This window comes from Streptomyces sp. C (genome assembly GCF_000158895.1).
GTDB classification, from domain to species: Bacteria; Actinomycetota; Actinomycetes; order Streptomycetales; family Streptomycetaceae; genus Streptomyces; species Streptomyces racemochromogenes.
Map to the genome: position 1 here is coordinate 5,834,917 of NZ_GG657750.1, position 26,473 is coordinate 5,861,389.

Annotated in this window: 18 protein-coding genes and 2 pseudogenes; 15 read left to right on the forward strand and 5 right to left on the reverse strand. The window is 72.8% G+C overall.

What is annotated here, in order from left to right; translation table 11 throughout:
* The first annotated feature begins 385 nt into the window (after nucleotides 1–385).
* From SSNG_RS26440 to SSNG_RS26455, 4 genes and pseudogenes are all read left to right on the forward strand, one after another.
* Nucleotides 386–2,247: pseudogene (locus SSNG_RS26440) on the forward strand (IucA/IucC family protein).
* 31 nt (nucleotides 2,248–2,278) lie between these two features.
* Nucleotides 2,279–2,953 carry a GNAT family N-acetyltransferase gene (locus SSNG_RS26445; protein ID WP_007266983.1) on the forward strand — a complete coding sequence of 225 codons (675 nt, stop codon included), beginning with the start codon at nucleotides 2,279–2,281 and terminating at the stop codon, nucleotides 2,951–2,953.
* 182 nt (nucleotides 2,954–3,135) lie between these two features.
* On the forward strand, nucleotides 3,136–4,998 hold the full coding sequence (locus SSNG_RS26450; RefSeq protein ID WP_007266984.1) for an IucA/IucC family protein: 1,863 nt from the start codon (nucleotides 3,136–3,138) through the stop codon (nucleotides 4,996–4,998).
* 52 nt (nucleotides 4,999–5,050) lie between these two features.
* Nucleotides 5,051–7,021 carry an ATP-dependent DNA helicase gene (locus SSNG_RS26455; RefSeq protein WP_007266985.1) on the forward strand — a complete coding sequence of 657 codons (1,971 nt, stop codon included), beginning with the start codon at nucleotides 5,051–5,053 and terminating at the stop codon, nucleotides 7,019–7,021.
* 122 nt (nucleotides 7,022–7,143) lie between these two features.
* Here SSNG_RS26455 and lexA read toward each other — a convergent pair whose 3' ends face one another.
* The gene (gene lexA, locus SSNG_RS26460) at nucleotides 7,144–7,935 is read right to left on the reverse strand and encodes a transcriptional repressor LexA (protein WP_007266986.1); all 792 of its coding nucleotides are present in this window, start codon (nucleotides 7,933–7,935) and stop codon (nucleotides 7,144–7,146) included.
* Between the two features lie 558 nt (nucleotides 7,936–8,493).
* Between lexA and nrdR the strand changes: the two genes are divergently transcribed.
* Nucleotides 8,494–9,009, forward strand: coding sequence for a transcriptional regulator NrdR (nrdR, locus tag SSNG_RS26465; protein ID WP_007266987.1), 516 nt, complete (start codon nucleotides 8,494–8,496; stop codon nucleotides 9,007–9,009).
* Between the two features lie 134 nt (nucleotides 9,010–9,143).
* A complete protein-coding gene (locus SSNG_RS26470) occupies nucleotides 9,144–12,026 on the forward strand; it encodes a vitamin B12-dependent ribonucleotide reductase (protein ID WP_007266988.1) in 2,883 nt (960 codons plus the stop codon).
* Nucleotides 12,027–12,142: 116 nt separating this feature from the next.
* Here the strand turns inward: SSNG_RS26470 and SSNG_RS26475 are convergent, their stop codons facing one another.
* A complete protein-coding gene (locus tag SSNG_RS26475) occupies nucleotides 12,143–13,102 on the reverse strand; it encodes a DUF1152 domain-containing protein (protein ID WP_042804138.1) in 960 nt (319 codons plus the stop codon).
* Between SSNG_RS26475 and SSNG_RS26480 the strand changes: the two genes are divergently transcribed.
* The 4 genes from SSNG_RS26480 to SSNG_RS26495 all read left to right on the forward strand — a co-directional run bounded on the left by SSNG_RS26480 (nucleotide 13,101) and on the right by SSNG_RS26495 (nucleotide 16,309).
* Nucleotides 13,101–14,012 carry an arylamine N-acetyltransferase gene (locus SSNG_RS26480; protein WP_128637544.1) on the forward strand — a complete coding sequence of 304 codons (912 nt, stop codon included), beginning with the start codon at nucleotides 13,101–13,103 and terminating at the stop codon, nucleotides 14,010–14,012. The genes SSNG_RS26475 and SSNG_RS26480 overlap by 2 nt on opposite strands.
* A 32-nt stretch (nucleotides 14,013–14,044) precedes the next feature.
* On the forward strand, nucleotides 14,045–14,650 hold the full coding sequence (locus SSNG_RS26485) for a YdbC family protein (RefSeq protein ID WP_007266991.1): 606 nt from the start codon (nucleotides 14,045–14,047) through the stop codon (nucleotides 14,648–14,650).
* 73 nt (nucleotides 14,651–14,723) lie between these two features.
* Nucleotides 14,724–15,383, forward strand: a complete 660-nt coding sequence (locus SSNG_RS26490; RefSeq protein WP_007266992.1) for a histidine phosphatase family protein — start codon at nucleotides 14,724–14,726, stop codon at nucleotides 15,381–15,383.
* Nucleotides 15,384–15,394: 11 nt separating this feature from the next.
* On the forward strand, nucleotides 15,395–16,309 hold the full coding sequence (locus SSNG_RS26495; RefSeq protein WP_007266993.1) for an ADP-ribosylglycohydrolase family protein: 915 nt from the start codon (nucleotides 15,395–15,397) through the stop codon (nucleotides 16,307–16,309).
* A 134-nt stretch (nucleotides 16,310–16,443) separates the two neighbouring features.
* Here SSNG_RS26495 and SSNG_RS26500 read toward each other — a convergent pair whose 3' ends face one another.
* Nucleotides 16,444–17,997 carry an MFS transporter gene (locus SSNG_RS26500; RefSeq protein WP_007266994.1) on the reverse strand — a complete coding sequence of 518 codons (1,554 nt, stop codon included), beginning with the start codon at nucleotides 17,995–17,997 and terminating at the stop codon, nucleotides 16,444–16,446.
* A 140-nt stretch (nucleotides 17,998–18,137) separates the two neighbouring features.
* On the opposite strand from SSNG_RS26500, the gene SSNG_RS26505 reads away from it, so the two are divergent.
* From SSNG_RS26505 to SSNG_RS26515, 3 genes are all read left to right on the forward strand, one after another.
* Nucleotides 18,138–18,743 (forward strand): TetR/AcrR family transcriptional regulator, encoded by a 606-nt coding sequence (locus tag SSNG_RS26505; RefSeq protein ID WP_007266995.1) that lies wholly within the window; start codon nucleotides 18,138–18,140, stop codon nucleotides 18,741–18,743.
* A gap of 205 nt (nucleotides 18,744–18,948) precedes the next feature.
* Complete coding sequence (locus SSNG_RS26510; RefSeq protein ID WP_007266996.1) at nucleotides 18,949–19,659, forward strand: ribonuclease HII; 711 nt, start codon at nucleotides 18,949–18,951, stop codon at nucleotides 19,657–19,659.
* 59 nt (nucleotides 19,660–19,718) lie between these two features.
* Entirely contained in the window at nucleotides 19,719–20,384 is a 666-nt protein-coding gene (locus tag SSNG_RS26515) for a hypothetical protein (RefSeq protein WP_007266997.1), read from the forward strand.
* 269 nt (nucleotides 20,385–20,653) lie between these two features.
* On the opposite strand, the gene SSNG_RS26520 is transcribed toward SSNG_RS26515, so the two are convergent.
* Entirely contained in the window at nucleotides 20,654–21,283 is a 630-nt protein-coding gene (locus SSNG_RS26520) for a hypothetical protein (protein ID WP_007266998.1), read from the reverse strand.
* A gap of 215 nt (nucleotides 21,284–21,498) precedes the next feature.
* Nucleotides 21,499–23,658, reverse strand: a complete 2,160-nt coding sequence (locus tag SSNG_RS26525; RefSeq protein WP_042801973.1) for a RecQ family ATP-dependent DNA helicase — start codon at nucleotides 23,656–23,658, stop codon at nucleotides 21,499–21,501.
* Nucleotides 23,659–23,782: 124 nt separating this feature from the next.
* On the opposite strand from SSNG_RS26525, the pseudogene SSNG_RS26530 reads away from it, so the two are divergent.
* Nucleotides 23,783–24,935, forward strand: a pseudogene (locus SSNG_RS26530) (DUF4192 domain-containing protein); the annotation flags it as partial.
* An 857-nt stretch (nucleotides 24,936–25,792) separates the two neighbouring features.
* On the forward strand, nucleotides 25,793–26,473 hold a 681-nt coding region (locus SSNG_RS40255; RefSeq protein WP_277752156.1), incomplete at its 3' end, for a glycogen debranching N-terminal domain-containing protein.

Here is a 26,473-nt window from a genome sequence, read left to right on the forward strand (position 1 = left end):
GCCGCCCGCCTCCCCGGCGCAGGCGGCATCCAGTGGCGTTGCCCCCGCGGCCGCGGCGGGTCCGGCCCAGTCGGCCGTCGGTTCCGGCGTCGCCTCGGGGCCGGACGGCGCCGTTCAGGCGCAGCCCGCAGCCGCCCCCGACCACCAGCCGGTCCCGGTGCGTCCGGCGGACGCGCCCGCCCCGGCGCGGCCGGAGGGCTCCGCCCGGCCGCCCGTCGCCGGGCTGCACCCCGCCGGCCCCCCGCAGCCCGAGGCGCCAGCCGCGCAGCTGCCGCCGGGGCCCCGCCCGGACTCCGCGCAACCCGAGCTGCCCGCGCCGTCCCCGGCCGCGGACCGGGATCCGGCGGCCCCCGGGCGGGCCGGGGCCGGAGCGGAGGCCGGGCCCGTGCCCGGAGTCCCGGCGGCGCAGGCCACCCCGGCCCACGTCCCGGCGGGCACCGTGCCCCGGCAGAAGGACGGCACCCTCCGCCCGCGGGTGGGCGGCACCGGGCCTACCGGCCCCGACCCGGCGGCGCTGCCCGACCTGCTGGACCACCCCGACCCGGCCACCGCCGCCGAGTCCGCGACGGTGGAGAACCTGCTGCGGTGCTGGGTCCGCGAGAGCGGCATCGGCCGCCCCGACGGGCCCGTCGGAACCCTGCTCCGCATCCCCCTCCCCTCGTCCGGGGCCGCGCTGCTCGTCGCCGTCCGGTACTGGTCCCCGGCAGGCTGGCACCGGTTCGGCCCCGCCCGCCTCGAAGGCGCCCCCGCCCATGCCCCCGCCGTGGACGCCGTCACCCTCGCCGACCTGCTCGCCGCGAGGGCGACGGCCGCAGCGGCACCGACCTCGTGGGCCGGGTCGCCGACTCGGTGCGCCGCACCACCGAGTTCATCGCCGCCCGCCGCCAACACCCCACCGGTCCGGCCCCCGTCGCAGGCGACCGCTTCCTCACCGCCGAACAGTCACTCCTCCTCGGCCACCCCCTCCAACCGGACCCCAAGAGCCGCGAAGGACTCTCGGAAGCCGAAGTACGCCACTACTCACCCGAACTCCACGGCTCCTTCCCCCTGCACTGGATCGCGGTCGCGCCCGACGCCCTCGCCACCGACTCCGCCTGGACCGAACGGGGCCGCCCGGTATCCGCCGCACAGCTCCTCGCCCGGCTCGCCCCCGGCCTCCCGCTGCCCGCCGGTACCACCGCCCTTCCCCTGCACCCCTGGCAGGCCCGAGACCTCCTCCAGCGCCCCGCCGTCACCGCCCTCCGCGACGCGGGACTCATCACCGACCTGGGCCCCTACGGCACCCCCTGGTACCCCACCTCCTCCGTCCGCACCGTCCACCGCCCCGGCGCCCCCGCGATGCTCAAGCTCTCCCTCGCACTGCGGATCACCAACTCCCGCCGGGAGAACCTCCGCAAGGAACTCCACCGCGGCGTCGAGGTCCACCGGCTGCTCCGCACCGGCCTCGCCGAGCAGTGGCAGACCGCCCACCCCGGCTTCGACATCGTCCGCGACCCCGCCTGGGTCGCCGTCGACGCCCTGGACGGCACCCCCGTCCGGGGACTCGACGCCGTACTGCGCCACAACCCCTTCCACTCCGACGACGACGCCGTGTGCGTCGCCGCACTGACCTCCCTCCGCCCGTGGCCCGGCCGGACCACCATGCGCTCCCGGCTCGCCGACACCCTCTCCCGGCTCGCGGTGACCACCGGCCGGCCCGTCGCCGCCGTCGCCGCCGAGTGGTTCCTGCGCTACCTCGACCACGTCGTCCTGCCGGTACTCGCCTTCGACGCCCTCGCCGGTATCGCCCTCGAAGCCCACCAGCAGAACACCCTCGTGCTCCTCGACCGGGCCGGCTGGCCCGTCGGCGGCCGCTTCCGCGACAACCAGGGCTACTACTTCCGAGACTCCCGGCGAGCCGAACTGGAACGCCGCCTCCCCGGCATCGGCAGCGCCAGCGACACCTTCGTCCCGGACGCCGTCACCGACGAGCGCTTCGCCTACTACCTGGGCATCAACAACGTGATCGGCCTCATCGGCGCCTTCGGATCGCAGCGGCTCGCCGACGAGCGCGTGCTCCTCGCCGCCTTCCGCCGCTTCCTCGGCAAGGCCTCGGGCCTCGGGCCGGTCCCGGCACTGCTCCTCGACTCGCCCACCCTGCGCTGCAAGGCGAACCTGCTCACCCGCCTGGGCGGGCTCGACGAGCTCGTGGGCCCCGTCGACACGCAGTCCGTCTACGTCACCATCACCAACCCCCTCCACGACTGACGCGCTCCCACCGACACCGAGAAGAGCCCCGATGCCTCCCACGGACACCACCACGAGCACCGCCGGCGGCCCCGCCTCCCAGGAGGCCACCGCGCGCCGCTTCACCGTCGGACTGCTGCCGCTGCTAGCCGAGGCGGACCTCCTGGACTCACCGGCGGGCTGGGGCGCGGTGCCGACACCGGCAGGACCCTTCCGCCTCGAACCCGTACGGCCGGGCCGGGACCTGGAACTGCTCACCGGCTGGATGAACGACCCCGACGTGGCCGCCTACTGGGAACTCAACGGATCGCTGGCCGTCACCGAAGCCCACCTGCGGGCCCAGCTCGACGGCGACGGCCACAGCATCCCCTGCTTCGGCCTCCTCGACGGGAGTGCCATGAGCTACTGGGAGATCTACCGGGCCGATCTCGACCCGGTCTCCCGTCACTACCCGGCGCGCTCCCACGACACGGGTATCCACCTGCTCATCGGAGACGGCACGAACCGGGGCCGGGGCCTGGGCACGACGCTGCTGCGAGCCGTCACCGAGCTCATCTTCGACAACCGCCCCCGATGCACACGCGTCATCGCGGAACCGGACATTCGCAACACCCCCTCCGTATCAGCCTTCATGAACGCCGGCTTCCGCTATTCCACGGAAATCGAACTCCCCGAGAAACGAGCAGCCCTGATGATCCGTGAGCGGGCGCTGCGCAATCTGCTCTGATCGCCGCGCACTCATCCCACTCGGTCATCCCGCCCGATCCGGACCCGTTCGCGTCCTCGACGCGCGGTCCTCGATCATCGGTTCCCGCCATCTCGGTATTCGCTTCTCGGCATTCGGTTTTCAAGCTCTCATCTCCAGAACTCCGCGTCGCTCAGCAAGGTTCCCGATATCCGAGGAGTCCCGTGCCGAATTTCCCCGCAGCCCCCGAACCGGCCGAGCACGCCGTCCCCCCGTCGCCCCAGCACCCGTGCACGCCCCCCGAAATCAACCAGCCCACCTGGGACTTCGCGGCACGCCGCCTGCTGGCCAAGATGCTCGGCGAGTTCGCGTACGAGGACATCGTCAGCCCCGTCCCCGTCCCCGCGCCCTCGGCCGCCGGCGATGCATGGACCCTGACCCTGGACGACGGCAGCAGTCTGGGCTTCCGCGCCCGCCGGCGCGCCTACGGCAGCTGGCAGGTCACGCCGGACACGATCACGCTGACCCCGCCGGCCCCCTCCGCGGAGCCCCCGACCACGTTCGGAGACCCGTACGGCTTCCTCGTACGGGCCCGCACCCTGCTGCGCCTCGACGGGCCGACCCTCGGCCACCTGATCCACGAGCTCAGCTCCACCCTGGCCGCCGACGCCCGCCTCGACCACCACGCGCTCACCGCCGACGTCCTCGCCGACCTGGACTACGCGGCGCTCGAAGGACACCAGACCGGCCATCCCTGGCTCGTCGCCAACAAGGGCCGCGTGGGATGGTCCGCCGCGGACGCCGCCGCCTGGGCACCCGAGGCCCGCACCCGCCAGCGGCTGCCGTGGCTCGCCGCCCACACCTCCCTGGCCGAGTACCGGGGCACCGCCGGCCTGGAAGACCCGGCGCGGCTCTACGCGGCCGAACTCGACCCCGCCACCCGGGCGGCGTTCGACCGGATCCTGCGCGACCGCGGCCTCGACCCGCTCCGCTACCTGTACCTCCCCGTACACCCCTGGCAGTGGGACGAGATCATCCTGCCGCTCTTCGCGCCGGCCCTCGCCTCCGGCACCCTCGTGCCGCTCCCCGCAGACCCGGACGACAGGATCCCGCAGCAGTCGATCCGCACCTTCCTCAACCTCACCCGTCCCGACCGGCACAGCGTCAAACTCCCGCTGTCCGTCTTCAACACCACCGTCTGGCGCGGCCTGCCCAGCGACCTCAGCGTGGCGGCGCCCGCCGTCACCGCCTGGATCCACTCGCTCCGCGACGCCGACCCGTTCCTGCGCGACGAATGCCGGGTCGTACTGCTCGGAGAGGTCGCCTCGGTCACCGTCCGCCACCCCGTGTACGACGGGCTCCCCGAGGTGCCCTACCAGTACAGGGAGCTCCTCGGAGCGATCTGGCGGGAGCCGCTGGCGGGCCGGCTCGACCCCGGCGAACGCGCCCGCACCCTCGCCTCCCTCCTTCACGTCGATCCGCGCGGCCGCTCCTTCACCGCCGAGCTCGTCGCCCGCTCCGGCCTCACCCCCGAGGCCTGGCTGCGCCACCTCTTCGCGGCCCTGCTGCCCCCGCTGCTGCACTTCCTCTACCGCTACGGCACGGTGTTCTCCCCGCACGGCGAGAACACCGTCGTGATCTTCGACGAGCGGGACGTACCCGTCCGCCTGGCCGTCAAGGACTTCGTGGACGACGTCAACATCAGCAGTACGCCCCTGCCCGAGCACGCGTCCATGCCCGACGAGGTACGGGCGGCGCTGCTTGCGGAGCCGCCCGGGTTCCTCACCCAGTTCATCCACTCGGGACTGTTCATCGGCGTCTTCCGCTACCTGTCCGCCCTGTGCGACGACCGGCTCGGCGTGCCCGAGGACGAGTTCTGGTCCCTCGTGCGGGCGGAGGTCCTCCGCCACCAGGCCCGGTTCCCCGAGGACAAGGAGCGCCACCGCCTCTTCGACCTGCTGACGGAGCGGATCGACCGGCTCTGCCTCAACCGGAACCGGCTCCACGCGGACGGCTACCGCGACCGCCCGGACCGGCCGGGCGCCGTCGTCCACGGCACCGTGCCCAACCCCCTGCACGGCCCCTGAAGAGTGATCGATGCGGTCGCTGTCGGTGGCGCCCCGTAGGGTTGGCAGTGCTATGACGAAGCCCTCCCTCACCGACCTGCTGCATGCCGCCGTCTCCGCCGTCGGCGGCACGGAGCGGCCCGGCCAGGTGGCCATGGCCGAAGCCGTCGCCGAAGCGATCGACGACAACTCCCATCGGCTGATCCAGGCCGGCACCGGCACCGGCAAGTCCCTCGGCTACCTGGTGCCGGCCCTCGCGCACGGCGAGCGCGTGGTCGTCGCCACGGCGACGCTCGCGCTCCAGCGCCAGCTCGTCGAGCGCGACCTGCCGCGTACGGTCGAGGCGCTGCACCCGCAGCTGCGCCGGCGGCCGCAGTTCGCCATGCTCAAGGGCCGTTCCAACTACCTGTGCCTGCACCGTCTCCACGAGGGCGTTCCACAGGACGAGGAGGAGGGCCTCTTCGACCAGTTCGAGGCGGCCACGCCGACCAGCAAGCTCGGCAAGGACCTGCTGCGCCTGCGGGACTGGGCGGACGAGACCGAGACCGGCGACCGCGACGACCTCACCCCCGGCGTCTCCGACAAGGCCTGGAGCCAGATCTCCGTCTCCTCCAGGGAGTGCCTGGGCGCCACGAAGTGCGCGTACGGGGCCGAGTGCTTCGCCGAGGCGGCCCGTGAGCGGGCCAAGCTCGCGGACGTGGTCGTCACCAACCACGCCCTGCTCGCCATCGACGCCATCGAAGGTGCCCCGGTGCTCCCGCAGCACGAGGTGCTGATCGTGGACGAGGCGCACGAGCTGGTCTCCCGCGTCACCGGTGTCGCCACCGGCGAACTCACGCCGGGCCAGGTCAACCGGGCAGTGAAGCGTGCCGCCAAGCTGGTCGACGAGAAGACCGCGGACTCCCTGCAGACCGCCGCGGAGACCTTCGAGCGGGTGATGGAGCTGGCGCTCCCCGGCCGTCTGGAGGTGATCCCCGAGGACCTCGGCTACGCGCTGATGTCGCTGCGCGACTCCGCGCGAAACGTGATCTCCGCGATCGGTGCCACCCGGGACAAGTCCGTGCACGACGAGGACGCCGTCCGCAAGCAGGCCCTCGCCGCCGTGGAGAACGTCCACACGGTGGCGGAGCGGATCACGATCGGCTCCGAGTACGACGTCGTCTGGTACGAGCGCCACGACCGTTTCGGCGCCACCCTGCGGGTCGCCCCCCTCTCGGTGTCGGGGCTGCTGCGCGAGAAGCTCTTCGAGGACCGCTCGGTGGTCCTCACCTCCGCCACCCTCAAGCTCGGCGGTGACTTCAACGGGGTCGCGGCCTCGCTGGGCCTCTCCCCGGAAGGGGTGGAGGGCGAGGACGTGCCGCTGTGGCGTGGCCTGGACGTCGGCTCGCCGTTCGACTACCCGAAGCAGGGGATCCTCTATGTCGCGAAGCACCTGGCGACACCGGGCCGGGAGGGCACCCGCGGCGACATGATGGACGAGCTGGCGGAGCTGATCGAAGCCTCCGGCGGCCGTACCCTGGGCCTGTTCTCCTCCATGCGCGGCGCCAAGGCCGCCGCCGAGGAGCTGCGCGGGCGGCTCGACAATCCGATCCTGCTCCAGGGCGAGGAAACGCTGGGCGAGCTGATCAAGACCTTCGCGGCCGACCCGAAGACCTGCCTGTTCGGCACGCTGTCCCTGTGGCAGGGCGTGGACGTGCCCGGGCCCAGCTGCCAGCTGGTGATCATGGACAGGATCCCGTTCCCCCGCCCCGACGACCCGCTGATGAGCGCGCGGCAGAAGTCGGTCGAGGAGAACGGCGGCAACGGCTTCATGGCGGTCGCGGCCACTCATGCAGCCCTGCTGATGGCCCAGGGCGCGGGCCGGCTCGTGCGGGCCTCCGGTGACCGCGGTGTGGTGGCGGTCCTGGACCCCCGCCTGGCCACGGCCCGGTACGGGAGCTTCCTGCGGGCCTCGTTGCCCGACTTCTGGTACACCACGGACCGCAACCAGGTCCGCCGCTCGCTGGCCGCCATCGACGCGAGCGCGAAGGCCGACGGCAAGTAGGGCCGGTAGGGGTCGCGTGCGCATGCGTGAGCCCGCGGGGAAGGTGTGGCGCCCGCGGACATGGAACAGCTCCGGGACCGGCGCAGTGGGTCCCGGAGCTGGATGAGGGGCAGCGGGCCGGGTCAGACCCGTCGCAGCACGGCGACGACCTTGCCGAGGATGGTCGCTTCGTCACCGGGGATCGGCTGGTACGCGGCGTTGTGGGGGAGCAGCCACACGTGGCCGTCCTCCCGCTTGAAGCGCTTGACGGTGGCCTCGCCGTCCAGCATGGCGGCGACGATGTCGCCGTTCTCCGCGACGGGCTGGCGTCGGACGGTGACCCAGTCGCCGTCACAGATCGCGGCCTCGATCATCGAGTCGCCGACGACCTTGAGGACGAACAGTTCGCCGTCGCCGACGAGCTGGCGGGGAAGGGGGAACACGTCCTCGACGGATTCCTCGGCCAGGATCGGCCCGCCGGCCGCGATCCGGCCGACCAGGGGGACGTAGGAGGCGGCGGGCTTGCCGGTGGTGTCCGTGGGCTGCGAGCTGGGCTGGTCCGAGCCGCGCACCTCGTAGGCGCGGGGCCGGTGGGGGTCGCGGCGCAGGAAGCCCTTGCGCTCCAGGGCCATCAGCTGGTGCGCCACGGAGGAGGTGCTGGAGAGGCCGACCGCCTGGCCGATCTCGCGCATCGACGGCGGGTAGCCGCGGCGCTGCACGGAGTCCCGAATGACCTCGATCACCCTCCGCTGCCGGTCCGTGAGGCCGGAGCTGTCGGCGCGGATGCCTGGAGGTCGCCCTGGCAGGGAGCGTGCGGGGCGTACGGCCTCCGCCTCCTGGTTCGGACTTGCGTCATTCATGGCATGCACCGGCTCGAGTCGGCTCTGGGAGCGGTTCTGGGCAGTGATGGTGGCACTGTCTGCGGTGGTGGTCACGTCGGCCCCTCTCGAAATGTTCTCCCTAGCTGGACAACGGTAGTAGCTTTCGAAAGGTTGCGCCAAACACACGTTCGAGTGAAAAATCGAGGATCCCCCACCTGGGTTAGATCGGCGGGTGTATGGGCGGCCTCTATGGGGTCGATATACCTGAGGCCGTAGGTCCGCGGGTGGTCGCCGCGATGGTCAAGCGGAATGCGTTTTGCACCGGTCCGGCCGAACGTGGGTTCGGCTCCCTGTCCGCTCCTTACGGTACCCTTCCGGGTTGGATCGGCCGTGCCCGGGCAGGGCCCGGCGCAGGGATCAGTGTGGCATCGGGGACCCCCATATCCGGCCATCGGGCACCGCGACACGCGGAGTGGCCCAAATGCGGCCCAACCCAAGATCTAGTGGTTGGATGGGCGCGGCCACCCAGAAGTTGTGGTCCTCGGTCGGCCGAGGTCCCCGGGATCGCATATGCTTGTGGCTGCTTCACGAGCCCCCGGCGAAGACTCGCTCTCCGTCGTTGAGGGGCTCCGTGGGGTGATTCAGTCGTGCCAAGAGGAGGGTGAGGGAACCATGCACTGCCCCTTCTGCAGGCACCCCGACAGCCGCGTCGTCGACAGCCGTACGACCGACGACGGAACGTCGATCCGCCGGCGCCGTCAGTGCCCCGACTGCTCCCGTCGCTTCACGACGGTGGAGACGGCCTCGCTGATGGTGATCAAGCGAAGCGGGGTCACCGAACCCTTCAGCCGTACCAAGGTCATCTCCGGCGTGCGCAAGGCGTGCCAGGGGCGGCCGGTCACCGAGGACGCCCTCGCCAAGCTCGGCCAGCGGGTCGAGGAGGCGGTGCGCGCCACCGGGAGCGCCGAGCTGACCACCCACGACGTGGGTCTGGCCATACTCGGCCCGTTGCAGGAACTCGACCTCGTCGCCTACCTGCGGTTCGCATCCGTTTACAAAGCGTTCGACACCCTTGAAGACTTCGAGACCGCCATCGCGGAACTGCGCGAGCCGCGGCCTCACCCCCATGAGTGCGAGCCCGGAGGGACCCCCGCGGTCGTCCCCGTGCCCGCCTCCGCCACCGACTGACCGCTCGGGGCCGCAGTGCAGCGCGGCCCGGCCGGCCGGTGGGCGAGTTCGTAGATACAAGACACACAGCACTGTGCCGCGGAATAACGCTGGCACTTTAGGGCGTTTTTGCCCGCATATGGGAGGCAGGCGGCATGACAGAGACGGCGAGCAGCTCGGCACGTGGTTCCCGCGCCAAGGGGACCAAGGCCGCCAAGGGCGGCCTGCGGATCGAGCGCATCCACACCACCCCCGGCGTGCACCCCTACGACGAGGTGAACTGGGAGCTCCGTGACGTCGTCATGACCAACTGGCGCGACGGCTCGGTCAACTTCGAGCAGCGCGGCGTCGAGTTCCCCGACTTCTGGTCGGTGAACGCGGTCAACATCGTCACCAGCAAGTACTTCCGCGGCGCCGTCGGCACCCCGCAGCGCGAGACCGGTCTGAAGCAGCTCATCGACCGCATCGTGAAGACCTACACGAAGGCCGGCGAGGACTACGACTACTTCGCGTCCCCCGCCGACGCGGAGATCTTCGAGCACGAGCTGACCTACGCCCTCCTGCACCAGATCTTCAGCTTCAACTCCCCGGTCTGGTTCAACGTCGGCACGCCCCAGCCGCAGCAGGTCTCCGCCTGCTTCATCCTGGCCGTCGACGACTCCATGGAGTCGATCCTCGACTGGTACAAGGAAGAGGGCATGATCTTCAAGGGCGGCTCCGGCGCCGGCCTGAACCTCTCCCGCATCCGTTCCTCCAAGGAGCTCCTCTCCTCCGGCGGCAACGCCTCCGGCCCCGTCTCCTTCATGCGCGGCGCCGACGCCTCCGCGGGAACGATCAAGTCGGGCGGCGCCACCCGCCGCGCGGCCAAGATGGTCGTCCTGGACGTGGACCACCCGGACGTCGAGGACTTCATCGCCACCAAGGTGAAGGAAGAGGAGAAGATCCGCGCCCTGCGCGACGCGGGCTTCGACATGGACCTGGGCGGCGACGACATCACGTCCGTCCAGTACCAGAACGCCAACAACTCCGTCCGTGTGAACGACGAGTTCATGACGGCCGTCGAGAACGGCACCGAGTTCGGCCTGCGTGCCCGCATGACCGGCGAGGTCATCGAGAAGGTCGACGCCAAGGCGCTGTTCCGCAAGCTCGCCGAGGCCGCGTGGGCCTGTGCCGACCCGGGCATCCAGTACGACGGTGTGATCAACAACTGGCACACCTGCCCCGAGTCCGGCCGCATCACCGCGTCCAACCCCTGCAGCGAGTACATGCACCTGGACAACACGTCCTGCAACCTCGCCTCGCTGAACCTGATGAAGTTCCTGAACGACGACGGCAAGGGCAACCAGTCCTTCGACGCCGAGCGCTTCGCCAAGGTCGTCGAGCTGGTCATCACGGCGATGGACATCTCCATCTGCTTCGCGGACTTCCCGACGCAGAAGATCGGCGAGAACACCCGCGCCTTCCGCCAGCTCGGCATCGGCTACGCCAACCTCGGCGCCCTGCTGATGGCGACCGGCCACGCCTACGACTCGGACGGCGGCCGCACCCTCGCCGCGTCGATCACCTCGCTGATGACCGGCACCGCCTACAAGCGCTCCGCCGAGCTGGCCGCCATCGTCGGCCCGTACGACGGCTACGCCCGCAACGCCGACTCGCACAAGCGCGTCATGAAGCAGCACGCCGACGCCAACGCCGTCGCGCCGCGCACCGAGGACCTGGACAACGCGATCTGGGCCGCGGCCACCGAGGCCTGGCAGGACGTCCTGCGCCTCGGCGAGAAGAACGGCTTCCGCAACGCCCAGGCCTCCGTCCTCGCGCCGACCGGCACCATCGGTCTCGCGATGTCCTGCGACACCACCGGTGTCGAGCCGGACCTGGCCCTGGTCAAGTTCAAGAAGCTCGTCGGCGGCGGCTCGATGCAGATCGTCAACGGCACCGTGCCGCAGGCCCTGCGCCGCATGGGCTACCTGGAAGAGCAGATCGAGGCGATCGTCTCCCACATCGCCGAGCACGGGAACGTCGTCGACGCCCCGGGCCTGAAGACCGAGCACTACGAGGTCTTCGACTGCGCGATGGGCGAGCGCTCCATCTCCCCGATGGGCCACGTCCGCATGATGGCCGCGATCCAGCCGTGGATCTCCGGCGCGATCTCGAAGACGGTCAACATGCCGGAGTCGGCGACCGTCGAGGAGATCGAGGAGATCTACTTCGAGGCGTGGAAGCTCGGCGTCAAGGCGCTCGCGATCTACCGCGACAACTGCAAGGTCGGCCAGCCCCTCTCCGCCAAGAAGAAGGAGGAGGAGAAGGCCGAGATCACCGAGAAGGCCGAGGAGACCATCCGCACGGCGGTCGAGAAGGTCATCGAGTACCGCCCGGTCCGCAAGCGCCTCCCCAAGGGCCGCCCGGGGATCACCACCTCCTTCACGGTCGGTGGCGCCGAGGGCTACATGACCGCGAACTCCTACCCGGACGACGGCCTGGGCGAGGTCTTCCTGAAGATGTCCAAGCAGGGTTCGACCCTGGCGGGCATGATGGACGCCTTCTCGATCGCCGTCTCCGTCGGTCTGCAGTACGGCGTCCCGCTGGAGACGTACGTCGCGAAGTTCACCAACATGCGCTTCGAGCCGGCCGGTATGACGGACGACCCGGACGTGCGCATGGCGCAGTCGATCGTCGACTACATCTTCCGTCGCGTGGCGCTGGACTTCCTGCCCTTCGAGACCCGCTCGGCGCTCGGCATCCACTCCGCCGAGGAGCGTCAGCGCCACCTCGACACCGGCTCCTACGAGCCGCTCGAGGAGGAGGAGCTCGACACCGAGTCCCTCGCCCAGTCGGCGCCCGTCGCCGCCGTGGCCAAGCCGGTGGCGATCGTCCCGGTCCCGGCCCCCAAGACGGCGCACAGCAACGCCGAGCTGGTCGAGATGCAGATGGGCGTCTCCGCCGACGCACCGCTCTGCTTCTCCTGCGGTACGAAGATGCAGCGCGCCGGCTCCTGCTACATCTGCGAGGGCTGCGGCTCCACCAGCGGCTGCAGCTGAGCCCGCGCGGGTAGCTGACGGCTGACCCGCCGCACACGAACGAAGGGGACCGGCCCGCGGCCGGTCCCCTTCGCCGTATCCGTACGCGTAACCGTGCGCCCGTGCCGGCCCGCCGGTCAGTGGGGGATCGAGCGGGAGGGGCGGGTGACCAGGTCCTCGCGGAACTCCGCGATCCTGGACTGGACCTGGCGCATCAGGTGGGTGTCCTCGATGCGGTCCAGGTAGAGGCAGCGGTCGGCCAGCCCGCGCAGCTCGAAGGCGAAGCACAGCGACATCAGCGGGTTCACGAACAGCTCGCTGCCCCGGGTGCGTTCGGTGAAGCGCACGTCGCCGAAGGCCCCCCGGACGGCCGCCGCGACCGAACCCGCCACGATGCTGGGCCGGTCCGGCGTGTGCTCCTGGGCGTGGGCCACCGGGTCCAGGAAGAGCGCTCCCTCCCGCGTGGCCCGGGGTATCGAGAACGCGCCCAGGTAGGCGCCGTCCCGTTCCAGCGCCGCGATGTTCTCCAGCACCAGGGCGTGGCTGACCCCGTGGTACGCGTCGACGCCGAAGCCGACCGACACCACGAGCCGTTCCGGTACGTCGTCCAGCGCGGCCAGCGCCGCCACGCTGGTCAGGTCCTCCTCGGGCGTGCCGAGGCCCGCCTCGTCGCCGCGCATCAGGATGTCCGTGCCCCCGTCGACCAGCACCACCGCGTCGATCCGGTGGAGGTCGATCAGCGCCCGGTAGGCGGCGCGCAGCGGCTGCACCCCGACCTGGGGGAAGGCGTACACGGTGGAGGGGTAGCCGTGCAGCCGGAGCCAGCGGGCGAGGGTCCGCTCCGGGAAGTAGGACAGGTGGGGCGCCGAGTCCGGGGTCACCGCGGCCAGGTCCGGTGCTGCCCAGTCCTCGGGCGGCAGGCCGGCGAGGGTGCTGAAGGAGAGGTTCGCCAGGTGGACCTCCTTGCCCTGGTGCAGCAGCGAGAGGGCGACGGGCAGGCCCGAGTAGATGTCGAAGCCGCCGCCGGCGCCCGCGACGAGGATGCGCTCCGCGTCGGCGAGCCGGGCGAAGAGCGGGTTGGTGTGCAAGGCGGTCATGGCGATCATTGTGCGGGGCCCGGCGACGCCCGGGCACACGGATTTCACGGCGGGGGAGCGGGGAGCCATGTGGAGCGGTGAGGAACTGGACCTGGACGCGTACCTGGAGCGGATCGGCCTCGGTGCCGGGACGGGACGGGCCGTGCGGGAACTCCGGCCCGACCTGGAGACGTTGTACGAAGTGCACCGGGCCCACACCGCCGCCATCCCCTTCGAGAGCCTGGACGTCCTGCTCGGCCGCCCCGTCGCGCTGGAGGTCAAGGCCCTGGAGGACAAGCTCGTGCGCGCCCGCAGGGGCGGCTACTGCTACGAGCAGAACTCGCTGCTGGCCGCCGCCCTGGAGCGGATCGGCTTCGAGGTCTCCGGGCGCGGCGCCCGCAACCGCACCCGGGGCGACTCGCTGCTCGCGGTGACGCACGCCGTGCTCGTCGTCACCGTCGACGGCGAACCGTGGCTCTGCGACGCCGGGTTCGGCTACATGGGCCCGCGCGAGCCCGTCCCGCTCGCGCGGCCCGGCACCGAGGTGCGCCAGGGGTCGTGGACGTACGCGGTCCACGAGGAGGCGGAGGGCGTCCTCGTGCTCCGCGCCCGCCGCGGGGAGGGCTGGTGGGACCTGTACGCCTTCTCCCCGCAGCGGTACCACCCGGTGGACTACGTGGTGCTGAACCACTACAGCTCCACGCACCCCCGGTCCTCCTTCGTCGGGACGACCATCGTGCAGCTCCCCGGGGACGCCGTGCGCAAGACGCTCGTGGGGCGCGAGCTGACGCGCCTGTTCCCCGACGGGCGGACCGAGCGGGAGCCGGTGGACCCCGCCCGGCTGCCCGCCCTGCTCGACCGGGAGTTCGGGCTTCGACTGCCCGAGCGGGATGCGGCGGAACTGGTACGGATCCACCGCTCCGGGGACTGACCCGGACCGCGCCCGGCCCGTACGATGGCGCGGTGCTGGTCAAGTGGATTCGCTGCACGGTGACGGACCGACGCGGGTTCGAGCGCGGGCAGCGCAAGTGGGCGGGGCTGCCCGGCGAACCGGGGTTCCGGGGGCAGGGCGGCGGCTGGAGCAGAGGCCGGCAGGGGGTCGCGCATGTCTTCGCGTTCTGGGAGAGCCGTTCCTTCTACGACTCCTTCATGGCCCGCTCGCACGACAGACTGGCCGCCTCGCAGAACGGCACCTACACCGATGCCCGGGTCACGCTCTTCGACCACCGCTTCGACGTGAAGACGGGCTTCGAGCCGCGCTTCAGCGACGCCGACGTGGTGCGGGTCGCCCACACCCGGGTGCGGGAAGGGCGCGTGGACCATTTCGCGCTGATGCAGGAGAAGGTCTGGAACCCCGCCATGGCGGGGTCGCCCGGGATGATCCGGGGCCTGTTCGGGGAGGCGCCCGGTCGGGAGTTCCTGGTGCTGTCCATGTGGCGGGCGGCGGCGGAGCACGGCAAGTACCGGCAGGAGCGGGTGGAGCGGCTCTCGCTGCGCGCCCAGACCGAGGCCGACGTGGAGGCGCTCACCGGGGACGTCGTCGACCTCGAACCCGGCTGGACGGTATGACCGTAGGACAAGCGCCGTCCCCGACCGGCGTGCCCGGGCGGTGGCCGCCCCGGCGGCCGAATAGGGTCGGGGGATGGTTCGACCACGGCGCATCGTCCTTGTCCGGCACGGGGAATCGGAGGGAAACGTCGATGACACGGTGTACGAGCGGGAGCCCGACCACGCCCTGCGGCTGACCCGCACCGGCCGCGAGCAGGCCGCGGCGGCCGGGGAGCGGCTGCGCGAGCTCTTCGGCGAGGAGAGCATCAGCGCGTACGTCTCCCCCTACCGCCGGACCCTGCAGACCTTCCGCGAGCTGCGGCTGGACCCGGCGCGGGTACGCATGCGCGAGGAGCCCCGCCTGCGCGAGCAGGACTGGGGGAACTGGCAGGACCGCGACGACGTGAAGCTCCAGAAGGCGTACCGGGACGCCTACGGGCACTTCTTCTACCGTTTCGCGCAGGGCGAGTCGGGCGCCGACGTGTACGACCGCGTGGGTTCCTTCCTGGAGAGCCTCTACCGCAGCTTCGAGGCCCCCGACCATCCCGAGAACGTCCTGCTGGTCACCCACGGGCTGACGATGCGGCTGTTCTGCATGCGCTGGTTCCACTGGTCGGTGGCCGAGTTCGAAGCCCTGTCCAACCCGGGCAACGGCGAATACCGTGTCCTGCTGCTCGGACCCGACGGGCGTTACCGGATGGACCGCCCGTTTGAGCGGTGGACCACACCCGAGCCTTATGACCTGGACGGCTAAAGTGGCGCGCGATGACCGCTGATTCCGCTTCCGAAACGCGTTACGCACGCGCCCTGTCCAGCCTCCGCGGGCTGGCCCTGGGGGACGCCCTGGGCTCCCAGTACTTCGTTCCCGTCAACTACCCGCTGCTGAAGCGGCGCGAGCTGCCGGCCGGCAGCGAGCCGTGGCAGTGGACCGACGACACCGAGATGGCCTGCTCGGTGGTGGCCGTGCTCGCCACGCACGGCCGCATCGACCAGGACGCGCTGGCGGCCTCCTTCGCCGGCCACCATGACTTCGACCGCGGCTACGGGCCCGCCGTGAACCGGATGCTGCGCCTGGTCCGGGAGGGCGAGGACTGGCGGACGCTGGCCGCCGAGCTCTTCAACGGGCAGGGCTCCTGGGGCAACGGCGCCGCCATGCGGATCGCCCCGCTCGGCGCCTGGTACGCGGACGACCCCGAGCAGGCCACGCACCAGGCGGAGATCTCCGCCTACACCACCCACCAGCACCGCGAGGCGGTGTGCGGGGCGATGGCCGTCGCCGCCGCGGCCGCGCTGGCGGCCTCCCCGGCCGGCCCGCCGAGCGCCGAAGCCCTGCTGGACGGGGTGATCGCGCTGGTGCCGCGCAGCGCGGTCGGTGCGGGCGTGCGCAGGGCGCGGGACATGCTGGACTACGGCGACGCGACGACGGTCGCCGCGGTGCTGGGCTGCGGGCGGCGCACGAGCGCCCATGACACGGTGCCCTTCGCGCTGTGGTCGGCGGCCCGGGCGCTGGACGACTTCGAGCGGGCGTTCTGGACCACCGCCCAGGTGGGCGGTGACGTGGACACCACCTGCGCGATCGTCGGTGGGGTACTGGGCGGGCGCGGGGACGCGGCGCTGCCGCAGGCCTGGCTGGACCGGACCGAGGCGCTTCCGGCGTGGCTGCCCGGGCTGCCCGGCTGACGGGTACCGGCTGCTGAGGGGTCCCGGCCGGGTGGTGGCGGTGCCGGGTGGGCGGGGGCCGGGCGCGGGGGTGGTTCCGCGCCCGGGGCTCCTCGTACGTTCGTCTTCGCAGGGGGAGGGGCCGGACGGTGTGCTCAGGCCGCGGGGCCGGCCTCGGCGGCGGCTCCGCTGAGGGCCTCCAGGTCGCTCTTGCGCACCCGGATCACGAGGAGCGCGGTGGCCAGTGCGAGCCCCGCCATGGCGACGGCGGCGATGAAGGCGGTGGAGATGCCCCGGGTGAGGACGAGGTCCCCCCAGGGGTCCGGCAGCTGCCCGGTCTGCTGGAAGGCGGCCAGCTGCCCCGGTTCGGCGTGGGCCATGAAGTCCGGGACCTGCTGGGCGGCTTCGTCGCGCCCGGCGGTGCCGAAGACGGTGACCAGGATCGACAGGCCGAGCGAACCGCCCACCTGCTGGCTGGCGTTCAGCAGCCCGGAGGCCGCGCCCGCCTCCCGCGGCGCCACGCCGGAGACGGCGGTGAGGGTGAGGGTGACGAAGTTGAGGCCCATGCCGAAGCCGAACAGGAGCATCGGGCCGAGCACGCCGGACAGGTAGGTGCTGTCGGTGCGGATGAAGGTCAGCCAGGCCAGGCCGATCCCCGTGAGCGCCGATCCGGTGACCATGAACGGCTTGGGGCCCAGGCGCGGCAGGAAGCGCTGCGAGAGCCCGGCGGCGGCGATGATCGCCACCGTCACGGGCAGGAAGCCGACGCCGGACTGGATGGGCGAGAAGTCCAGCACGTTCTGTACGAACTGGACGATGAAGAAGAACATGCCGAACATGGCGGCGGCGAGACCGAGCATGATCAGGTAGGTGCCGGCGCGGTTGCGGTCGGCGAACATCCGCAGCGGGATGATCGGTTCGGCGGCGCGCGACTCGATGAGGACGAAGAGGCCGAGCAGGACGACGGCGGTGGCGAATGAGCCGATGGTCAGCGCGTCGCGCCAGCCGTCCTCGGAGGCGCGGATGAACCCGTAGACGAGCGAGGTCATTCCGGCGGTGGAGGTGAGGGCGCCGGCGGCGTCGAAGCGGCCCGGGTGGCGTTCGGACTCGTTGATGTAGAGCGGGGCGAGGACGGCGATGAGCACGCCGATCGGCACGTTGACGAAGAGCACCCAGCGCCAGTCGAGCCACTCGGTGAGCATGCCGCCGGCCAGCAGGCCGACGGCGCCGCCGCCGGCGGACACGGCGGCGAAGACCCCGAAGGCCCGGTTGCGGTCGGGGCCTTCGGCGAACGTCGTGGTGATCAGGGCGAGCGCGGTGGGCGAGGCGATGGCCCCGCCGACGCCCTGGAGGGCGCGGGCCGCCATCAGCTGCCATGGCTCCTGGGCGAATCCGCCGAGCAGGGAGGCCAGCGTGAACAGCAGGATTCCGGTCACGAAGACGCGGCGCCGGCCCAGGATGTCGCCTGCCCGGCCGCCGAGCAGCAGCAGTCCGCCGAAGGCGAGGGTGTAGGCGCTGATCACCCAGGAGAGGTCGGTGGTGGAGAAGGCGAGAGCCGTCTGGATGTGCGGGAGCGCGATGTTCACGATGGTCGCGTCGAGGACGACCATGAGCTGGCAGGCGGCGATGACGGCGAGCGCCACCCCTGGACGTCCGGGCCGTCGGGCGGCCCCGGGTATCCGGGGCTTCTCGAGCTGAACGCTTGTCACTGTGGATCCCCCCGAAGTGAAATAGTGAACGCATTCGTTCACTGCGGGTCCACGGTAGGAGCCCGAATGTAGGGAACGCAAGCGTTCACTAAGGCTGAAAATGTGCGCGAGATTCGCGCGGGCCGGTCGGAGGTACGGGCATGACGGGTTCGGGCTGGTCGGCGGGGGCGGCGCCGGTGCGCAGGCGGGGGCCGGCGCTCGAACGGGCGATTTTGGACTCCGCCCTCGACCAGCTGAGCACCGTCGGCTGGAACGCCCTCACCATGGAGGCGGTCGCGGCCGGGGCGCGCACCGGCAAGGCGGCCGTCTACCGGCGCTGGTCCACCAAGACCGACCTGGTGGCCGAGGTGCTGCGCACGGGACTGCCCGCGCTGGGGGAGATCGCCGACCACGGATCGGTGCGCGAGGACCTGTACACGGTGTGCGTGCGGATGCGGGACATCATGCGCTCCCAGGCCGGCGTGGCTCTGCGCGCAGTCCTTCACGAATGCGACCACGCTCATGCCGACCTGTTCCGCGAAGTGATCTGGAAGGGCCTGCACGAGCCGGCCCACGAGGTGATACGCGAGCTGCTGGAGCGCGGAATCGAGCGGGGGGACGTCCGAGCCGACGCCACGAGTCCCCTGCTCGCCGACGTGATTCCGGCGATGCTCATGTACCGCGCGAAGGTATGCGGAAGCGAATGGCCGGACGTCGAGATCGCCGAGATGATCGACGGTGTGATGGTGCCGATGCTCCGGGCGTGAAGCCTCGGCAAGCCCGGTCGGCGGCTCGCGTACGGGCCCGCCGGCGTCGGCGGCCGGACCCGTACGGGCACCCCTCGGACGCGGGGCGAGGGCCCGGCGCGGGGCGGCGCGCGCACGCCGCGCGGCCCCGCCGAGGCGCCCCGGCGCCGCTTGCCCCGGGCCGGGGTGTGCAGGCGGCCCGGGGCGGCGTAACCTTGCTGGCGCCATGCCGTACGAAGCACCCACCCACACCGTCGAGCGCTCCCTCCGTGCAACCACCGGCGCCAAGGTCATCGCCGGGGTCGACGAGGTCGGACGAGGGGCCTGGGCCGGTCCCGTCACCGTCTGCGCGGCGATCACCGGCCTGCGCCGGCCGCCCGAGGGGCTCACCGACTCCAAACTGCTCACCCCGAAGCGGCGCGACGCGCTGCTCGAGGTACTGGAGGACTGGGTCACCGCGCACGCCCTGGGGCACGCCTCCCCGGAGGAGATCGACGAGCTCGGGATGACGGCGGCCCTGCGGCTCGCGGCGGTGCGCGCGCTGGAAGCGCTCCCGATGCGGCCCGACGCGGTGATCCTCGACGGCAAGCACGACTACCTCGGCCCGCCGTGGCGGGTCCGTACCGTCATCAAGGGCGACCAGTCCTGCATCGCCGTGGCCGCGGCATCGGTGATCGCCAAGGTCCGGCGCGACCGGATGATGGCCGGACTCGGCGAACCGGGCGACGGCGTCGCGGACTTCGCCTTCGCCGCGAACGCGGGCTACCCCTCACCGGTCCACCGGGCCGCACTTGAGGTGCGCGGGCCCACCGCGTACCACCGGCTCTCGTGGTCCTACCTCGACGCGCTGCCCCAGTGGCGGCACTTGAAGAAGGTGCGCCGCAGCGAGGAAGCGCTGGAGCTGGAAAACGGAGGCCAACTCGGCTTCGATTTCTGATCGCACCCACGTGCCACCGACCGGTACGTTTCGTACCGGTGTTTGATAGATATCAACTCATGCCTCTCACCCCCGCCATCGAGGAGCCTCAGATTCACGAGAGTGCCCAGGGTCCCCGCGTCACGCCGGCCGCGAGCCGCACCGCGCAGACCCCCCGCCCCGTACCTGGTCCGCGTCCCGTAGCCGTTCCCCGGCCCGGGCGCCCCGGTCCCACCCCCGCCGCGGCGAACCGCGCCGGTGTGGCCCCCCGGCCCGGTCCGCCCGCGCCGCGCGCGGCCGAGACCACCCCCGGACCCGTTCCCGCAGCCTCCGCCGCGCCGTCCGTCTCGGCGGCGGTCCCGCAGGTCCAGCTGATCCCGGCCTCCGCCGAGGGTGCGCTGGACGCGGCCGAGGAGGCCGTGGACCTGCTGCTCGACACCGGGCGTGCGCCCGGTGAGATCCTGGTGATCACCACCGGCGACCCGCACCCGTGGGCCGCTCACGAACTGTCCTTCGGCGAGGCCTCGTACTGGGCCCAGCACGACGCCGGGGACGACGTCTTCTACGCGGACGCGGCGCACGTACAGCGCGCCTCCGGCCGCCCCGTCGTGGTCTTCGCGGCCAACGGCGGACCGGCTTCGGCGACCTCCACCGCCCTGCCGGTGGCGCTCGCCCGGGCGGGTGCGCTGCTGATCGTGTGCGGCGACGTCAAGCAGATCAACTCCGTGCTGGGTGCGGGCGTCTGACGCCCCGTATCCGGTGCGGGCGAGGGGCGGGGCGGGCCACGGGCCGGCCCCGCTGAAGTCCGGAGCCCGACCAGCCGTACCCCCTTCCCGGGAGTACGGCAGTGAGGGCTGCCCCCGCCCCTACGGTGCGGTCGGCTTCCGACGGCGTACCGGTGGCGTACCGGTTGCCGTCGGCGTCGGCGTCGGCGTCGGCGTCCGGCGACCGGCGTCCGGGGGGTCCGGCGTCCGGCGCCTGGCCCCGGACCGGGGTCCGTCCGGCCGTGGGCTCCTCAGCGTGCGGCGGTCCGGCGCAGGGGCTCCGACGTGCCGCCCACGGTGCTCAGCGTCAGCGGCGTGAGCTCGGGAGTCAGCGAGCCGAGGGGCTCGGGCCGGGAGTCCGAACCGGGCCGACGCCCGCCCCGGCCCTCACCCACCACCTGCCAGCCGCCCCGGGTCAGCGTGATGTACGCGCCACAGCGCAGCCCGTGCAGGGTGCAGGCGTCACGCAGCCCCCACATCCAGGCGCCGTCCTCCTCGGTCCAGCGCTCGTCGCCGTCACGGCAGTACATCAGCACCGCCGTGCGCACCGGGGTCCGGCGCCGCAGGTCGTGCGGGATGACCCGGCGCAGCCGCGACAGCAGCGCGTTGCGGTACTCCCAGCCGTCCGCCGAAACGGACTTCTGCACGAACGAAGCGCTCGCGACGAGCTGTTCCTCGGGACCGAGCACGGCTATGACGGCGGTGGACGGCGTCGGGCCGTGCCGGGAGTGCAGCCCGCTGACCACCTCGCGCGGATTGCGGAGCAGGGGGACACCCGCCGCCGTCCACTCGGAGGGTTCGAGCAGTCTGCCGTGCCGGCTGGCGCCACCGGCCGCCGCTGCCAGTGACGTGGTCGAGGACGGGGCGAATCCGAAGGTCACGGTCCTCCCTTCGGGTACACGCCCGCGTACGGGCACGGCTGAGGTGTGGGCGCGCCGCAGCGCGGCCCAGGAGAGTGCCGACGAGCCGAGCGGGAGCACTCCGATTCTCGCGTGGCCCGCGAGGATGGGGCAATGAGCATTTGCGGCCGCGGACCGGAATTCGCCGGTATGCCGCTCATATCCTTGCCCGCCCACGCCGAAGATGACGCATTCCGCTATGACTGGAGCGCCAGCACCAGCGGAAACACCCCCTCGGCCCCCGCCCGGCGCAGCAGCCGGGAGGCCACCGCGAGGGTCCATCCGCTCTCCGCGCGATCATCGACGAGGAACACCGGACCCCGGACCTCGGAAAGGCTCGCCGCCAGGGCTGGCGGCACGGTCAACGCCTGGTGGAGCCCACGGACCCGCTGGGCACTGTTCGAGGACGGCAGTCCGAACTGCGGCGCCTGATCCGTGTATTCCAGCGCCCCCAGCAGGGGGATCCGCCCCACCTCGGCGATGCGCGCGGCCAGGGAGCCGACCAGCTGCGGGCGGCTCCGCGAGGGCAGCGCGACCACGCCCACCGGCCGGGCCGGAGCCTCAGCGGCTCCCGAGGCCCAACCGCCGGGCCCCCGGGCCCAGTCGGCGAGCACCGCCACCACGGCCTGCGCGACATCGTCCGGAACGGGCTGGTCGGCCGCCTGAGGGGCCAGCATGGGGCGCAGCCGGTTGCCCCAGCCGATGTCGGACAGCCTGCCCAGGGCACGCCCGGTCGACGACTGCTCTCCGGCCGGGATCCGTCCCTTGAGGTCCACTCCCACGGCCGCGAGCCCGGTCGGCCACATCCTGCGGGGTTCCAGTTCCACTCCCGGGCGGCCCAGTTCGCCCCGCGCGGTGTCCAGCGCCGCGCCCGAGACGTCAGCCGTGAAGCGGGCGCCGGCACAGTTGTCACAGCGGCCGCAGGGCGCGGCCTCCTCGTCGTCGAGCTGGCGGCGCAGGAACTCCATCCGGCAGGCGGTCGTGGCTGCGTAGTCCCGCATGGCCTGTTGCTCGGCGGCCCGCTGCCGGGCGACCCAGGCGTACCGCTCCGAGTCGTACACCCAGGGCTCGCCCGTGGCCGTCCAGCCGCCCTTCACCCGGTGGACGGCCCCGTCCACGTCGAGCACCTTCAGCATCGTCTCCAGCCGGGTCCGGCGCAGGTCCACCAGCGGCTCCAGCGCGGGCAGCGAGAGCGGCCGCCCCGCCTGGGCCAGCGCGTCCAGGGTGCGGCGCACCTGCTCCTCCGGGGGGAAGGCCACCGAGGCGAAGTACTGCCAGATCGCCTCGTCCTCACGGCCCGGCAGCAGCAGCACCTCGGCGTGCTCCACCCCGCGGCCGGCACGGCCGACCTGCTGGTAGTAGGCGATGGGGGAGGACGGCGAACCCAGGTGCACCACGAAGCCCAGGTCGGGCTTGTCGAAGCCCATCCCCAGGGCGGAGGTCGCCACCAGGGCCTTGACCCGGTTCGCCTGGAGGTCGCTCTCCGCCTGCTCGCGGTCGGCGTTCTCCGTCCGGCCGGTGTACGAGGACACCGTGTGCCCGCGGTGACGCAGGTACGCGGTGACCTCCTCGGCGGCGGCCACCGTCAGGGTGTAGATGATCCCGGAGCCGGGCAGCTCGGCGAGGTGGTCGGCCAGCCAGGCCAGCCGGTGCGCGGCGTCGGGCAGGGCCAGCACCGCCAAGCTCAGGCTCTCGCGGTCCAGCGGGCCGCGCAGCACCAGCGCGTCCGTGCCGGCCCCCGTGCCGAGCTGCTCCGCCACGTCGGCCGTCACCCGGGCGTTGGCGGTCGCCGTCGTCGCCAGCACGGGCACGCCCGGCGGGAGATCGGCGAGCATCGTGCGCAGCCGGCGGTAGTCGGGGCGGAAATCGTGACCCCAGTCGGAGATGCAGTGCGCCTCGTCGACCACGAGCAGGCCCGTGGCGGCCGCCAGCTTGGGCAGGACCTGGTCGCGGAACTCCGGATTGTTGAGCCGCTCCGGGCTGACCAGGAGGACGTCGACCTCGCCCGCCGCCACCTCGGCCTGGATGCCCTCCCACTCCTCCGGGTTGGCGGAGTTGATGGTCCGCGCGTGGATGCCCGCCCGCGCGGCGGCCTCGACCTGGTTGCGCATCAGCGCCAGCAGCGGGGAGACGATCACGGTGGGTCCGGCGCCGCTCGCCCGCAGCAGGGACGTGGCCACGAAGTAGACCGCCGACTTGCCCCAGCCGGTGCGCTGGACGACGAGGGCCCGGCGCTTGTGCGCGACGAGGGCCTCGATCGCCCGCCACTGGTCCTCGCGCAGCCGCGCGGTGCCCGTGGGGTCGCCCACGAGACGGGCGAGTACGGAATCGGCCGAGGACCTCAGGTCTGCGTTCATGCCCCCATGCAACCCGATGGCTCTGACATCGCGCCAATGCGGCTCCGGACCTGTGGAAATTGAAGATCGAACGGGTTATCCACAGGGGTTTCCGGATCGGAGCGGGCGCGGGACCGTCGGACGCATGACGACGAACCACGAACCGACCAGCCCGTCCGGACGGCCCTCCATCAGCCCGTCCGGAGTCCCCACCGAACCCCAGATCACCCTGCGCAGCCCCGCGGAACTGGCCGATGCGCTGCCCTACATGCTCGGCTTCCACCCCACCGACTCCCTCGTCATGGTCGCCGTGCACGGCGAGAACGGACGCTTCGGCGGCCGTCTGCGGGTGGGAATCCCCCTCGCCCCCGCCGAATGGGAGGACACGGCCCGGCAGGTCGCCGAATGCCTCATCCGCGGCAGCGAACGGCGCGGCGGCAAGCCCGACGGCATCGTGGTCTTCCTCTGCCAGGAACCACGGGGCGGCGAGAGCGGGCAGCGGGTCATGACCCGGCTGCGGCCGCTGGCCCAGCGGATCCGGATCGCCTGCGGAGCCCTCGACGTGCCCGTCCTGGAGGCGCTGTGCCTCTCCGCCGGCCGCTACTGGTCCTACACCTGCGGTGACGACGGATGCTGCCCGGCCGAGGGCAACCCGCTGGCACCGCCCGGCACCTCGGTGATGGCCGCCGCGGCCACCTTCGCGGGGCTCCAGGTCCGCGGCTCCCTCAAGGAGATCGAGGGTCGGCTGACCCCGCTCGGCGGGGCCTGGGCCGCCGAGCAGGAGGAAGCCCTGGAGCGGGCCGCCACGGCCCTGGTGCCGAAGATCCTCGACGGCGCGACCCGGGAGGAGGTCGGCGCGCAGACCCTCGACCTGGCCCGGACCCTGATGAGGCGCCTCACCCTCGCGCCGCCCGCCGAGGGCGGGCCCCGCGCCGACGACTGGGACGACGCACTGCTCGGCCACGACGAGGCCGCCGCCGTGATCCTCGGACTCCAGGACCGGGAGATCCGCGACATCGCCGCCGAGTGGATGGAGGACGAGGAGGCCGCGCCCGCCCTGCGGCTGTGGCGGGCCCTGGCCAGGCGCTGCGTCGGCGCCTACGGGGAACACGCGGCGGCCCCGCTGACCCTGGCCGGCTGGGTCTCGTGGTCCACCGGGGACGAGCCCACGGCCCGGATCGCGTTCGGACTGGCCCTGAGGGCCGACGCCGAGTACCGGTTCGCCCAGCTCCTCCACCACGCCTGCAATTGAGGGCATCGACCCCGAAGGGCTGCGCGAGTGCCTGAGGGAGGAGCGCAGGCGCCGGGAGCCGGGCCGCAAGCGCCCCGCCGGAGCCACCCGCCCGCCCGGCGGCCGCACCGGCCAGCGCCGCCGCGCATCCCGCCGCACCGAGGGGAGCGGCCAGTGAGCCCCCGCCAGGGCCTGGCCGGGGCCCTGTGGAGGCCGGCGGGCCGGGCCCCGCGCCGAAGCCGGCCCTCCCGGTGCGGGCAGCCGCCACCGGGGCCCGTGACCCGGGCGGGGGTGGGGGCGTTCAGCTGGGGGGTGGTGGGGGCCCGGCCGCGCCGCCGCCCCGCAGAACCGGCCGGAGCGCAGACAAGGCGGCACATGGCTCCCCCCGTACCCCGAAGCGGCCCTTCCGGGCCCCCTCCCACCCCATCCCCCCACCGGTCGGAATTCCCGCCCGGCGGTGGTCCGGCGGAGCTCCCGCCGGAGCGGCAGGCGGGGCCGGGCGGGCCGGACCGCCCCGACCGCCCGGGTGGCCCGGGTGGCGCGCTGCCGGGGGCCGGCGGGCCGCTGGGGGCTGCCGGGCCCGCGGAGGCTGCCGGGCCGCTGGGGCGGGTGGCCGGCGGCGGTGCGGGTGCGGGTTCGGGCGGGGCGGGGTGGGGTGCCGCTGTGGGGCTGCCGCCTGGTGTCCATGCCGGTGCCGGTGCCGGTGGACGTCCGGGTGTTGTGGGTGGTGTCGGTGCTGGCGTCGCCGGTGGTGTTGCGGGTCCGGTGGCTGGTGCTGGTGCTGGTGCTGGTCCGGTGCCTGGTGCCGGTGCCGGTGCTGGTGCCGGTGCCGGTGCCGGGGCCGGGGCCGGGGCCGGTGGGCGGGTCGGCGGTGGGGCGGCCGGGCAGACCGCCGCCGCCGGGCGGCGGGCCGAGCTGCCGCCCGTGCACGGGGCGCTCATCTGCGTCGCCGCGCCCTACCTGGCCATCTCGCCCGAGCACGGCCAGCTGACAGGACGGGGGATCGACGGGATCTACCGCTCCGGGCGGAGGCTGCTCTCCCGCTGCGTGCTGCGCGTCGCCGGACGGGACCCGGTCGCCGTCCAGGGCCGCAGCATCGGCGCGGACCGGGCCTCCTTCACCGCCACCGTCCGCACCGGGGTCGAACCCGGACCGGACCCCGACATCGGGGTCGAGCGGATCCGCCACGCCGACGGCACCGAGCGCATCACCGTCCGCAGCTACGCCGCCCGCCCCCTGCGCCTGCCCGTGGAGGTCTCCCTCGGCACCGACCTGGCCGACCTGGCCGCCGTGGCCGCCGGCCGCGCCGGGCCGGAGCTCGCCGCCGGGGTGCACGCGGCGGGCCTGCGCTGGAGCACCGGGGACGCCCTGGCCGTCACCACCGCCGAACCGGCCCCCGACGACGCCCTCGCCTCCGCCGGGCTGCTGCGGTGGGAGTTCGACCTCGGCCCTGGCGAGTCCCGCACCATCGAGCTGCGCACCACCCGGGACCGCGCCGCCCGGGCCCCCGCCGGGCAGGTGGCGAACCCCCTGGCCGCAGCCCGCGCCGAGGGGGACGACCCGAGAGGCCGACGCGTGGTTCCGCACCAGCGTCGAAGACCTCCG

Excerpts from the sequence above, each read along its gene's own strand:
- SSNG_RS26445 (WP_007266983.1), top strand. The coding sequence starts at position 2,279 with ATGCCTCCCACGGACACCACCACGAGCACCGCCGGCGGCCCCGCCTCC.
- SSNG_RS26455 (WP_007266985.1), top strand. The coding sequence starts at position 5,051 with ATGACGAAGCCCTCCCTCACCGACCTGCTGCATGCCGCCGTCTCCGCC.
- nrdR (WP_007266987.1), top strand. The coding sequence starts at position 8,494 with ATGCACTGCCCCTTCTGCAGGCACCCCGACAGCCGCGTCGTCGACAGC.
- SSNG_RS26470 (WP_007266988.1), top strand. The coding sequence starts at position 9,144 with ATGACAGAGACGGCGAGCAGCTCGGCACGTGGTTCCCGCGCCAAGGGG.
- SSNG_RS26480 (WP_128637544.1), top strand. The coding sequence starts at position 13,101 with ATGGCGATCATTGTGCGGGGCCCGGCGACGCCCGGGCACACGGATTTC.
- SSNG_RS26475 (WP_042804138.1), bottom strand. The coding sequence starts at position 13,102 with ATGACCGCCTTGCACACCAACCCGCTCTTCGCCCGGCTCGCCGACGCG.
- SSNG_RS26490 (WP_007266992.1), top strand. The coding sequence starts at position 14,724 with ATGGTTCGACCACGGCGCATCGTCCTTGTCCGGCACGGGGAATCGGAG.
- SSNG_RS26495 (WP_007266993.1), top strand. The coding sequence starts at position 15,395 with ATGACCGCTGATTCCGCTTCCGAAACGCGTTACGCACGCGCCCTGTCC.
- SSNG_RS26505 (WP_007266995.1), top strand. The coding sequence starts at position 18,138 with ATGACGGGTTCGGGCTGGTCGGCGGGGGCGGCGCCGGTGCGCAGGCGG.
- SSNG_RS26510 (WP_007266996.1), top strand. The coding sequence starts at position 18,949 with ATGCCGTACGAAGCACCCACCCACACCGTCGAGCGCTCCCTCCGTGCA.
- SSNG_RS26515 (WP_007266997.1), top strand. The coding sequence starts at position 19,719 with ATGCCTCTCACCCCCGCCATCGAGGAGCCTCAGATTCACGAGAGTGCC.
- SSNG_RS26525 (WP_042801973.1), bottom strand. The coding sequence starts at position 23,658 with ATGAACGCAGACCTGAGGTCCTCGGCCGATTCCGTACTCGCCCGTCTC.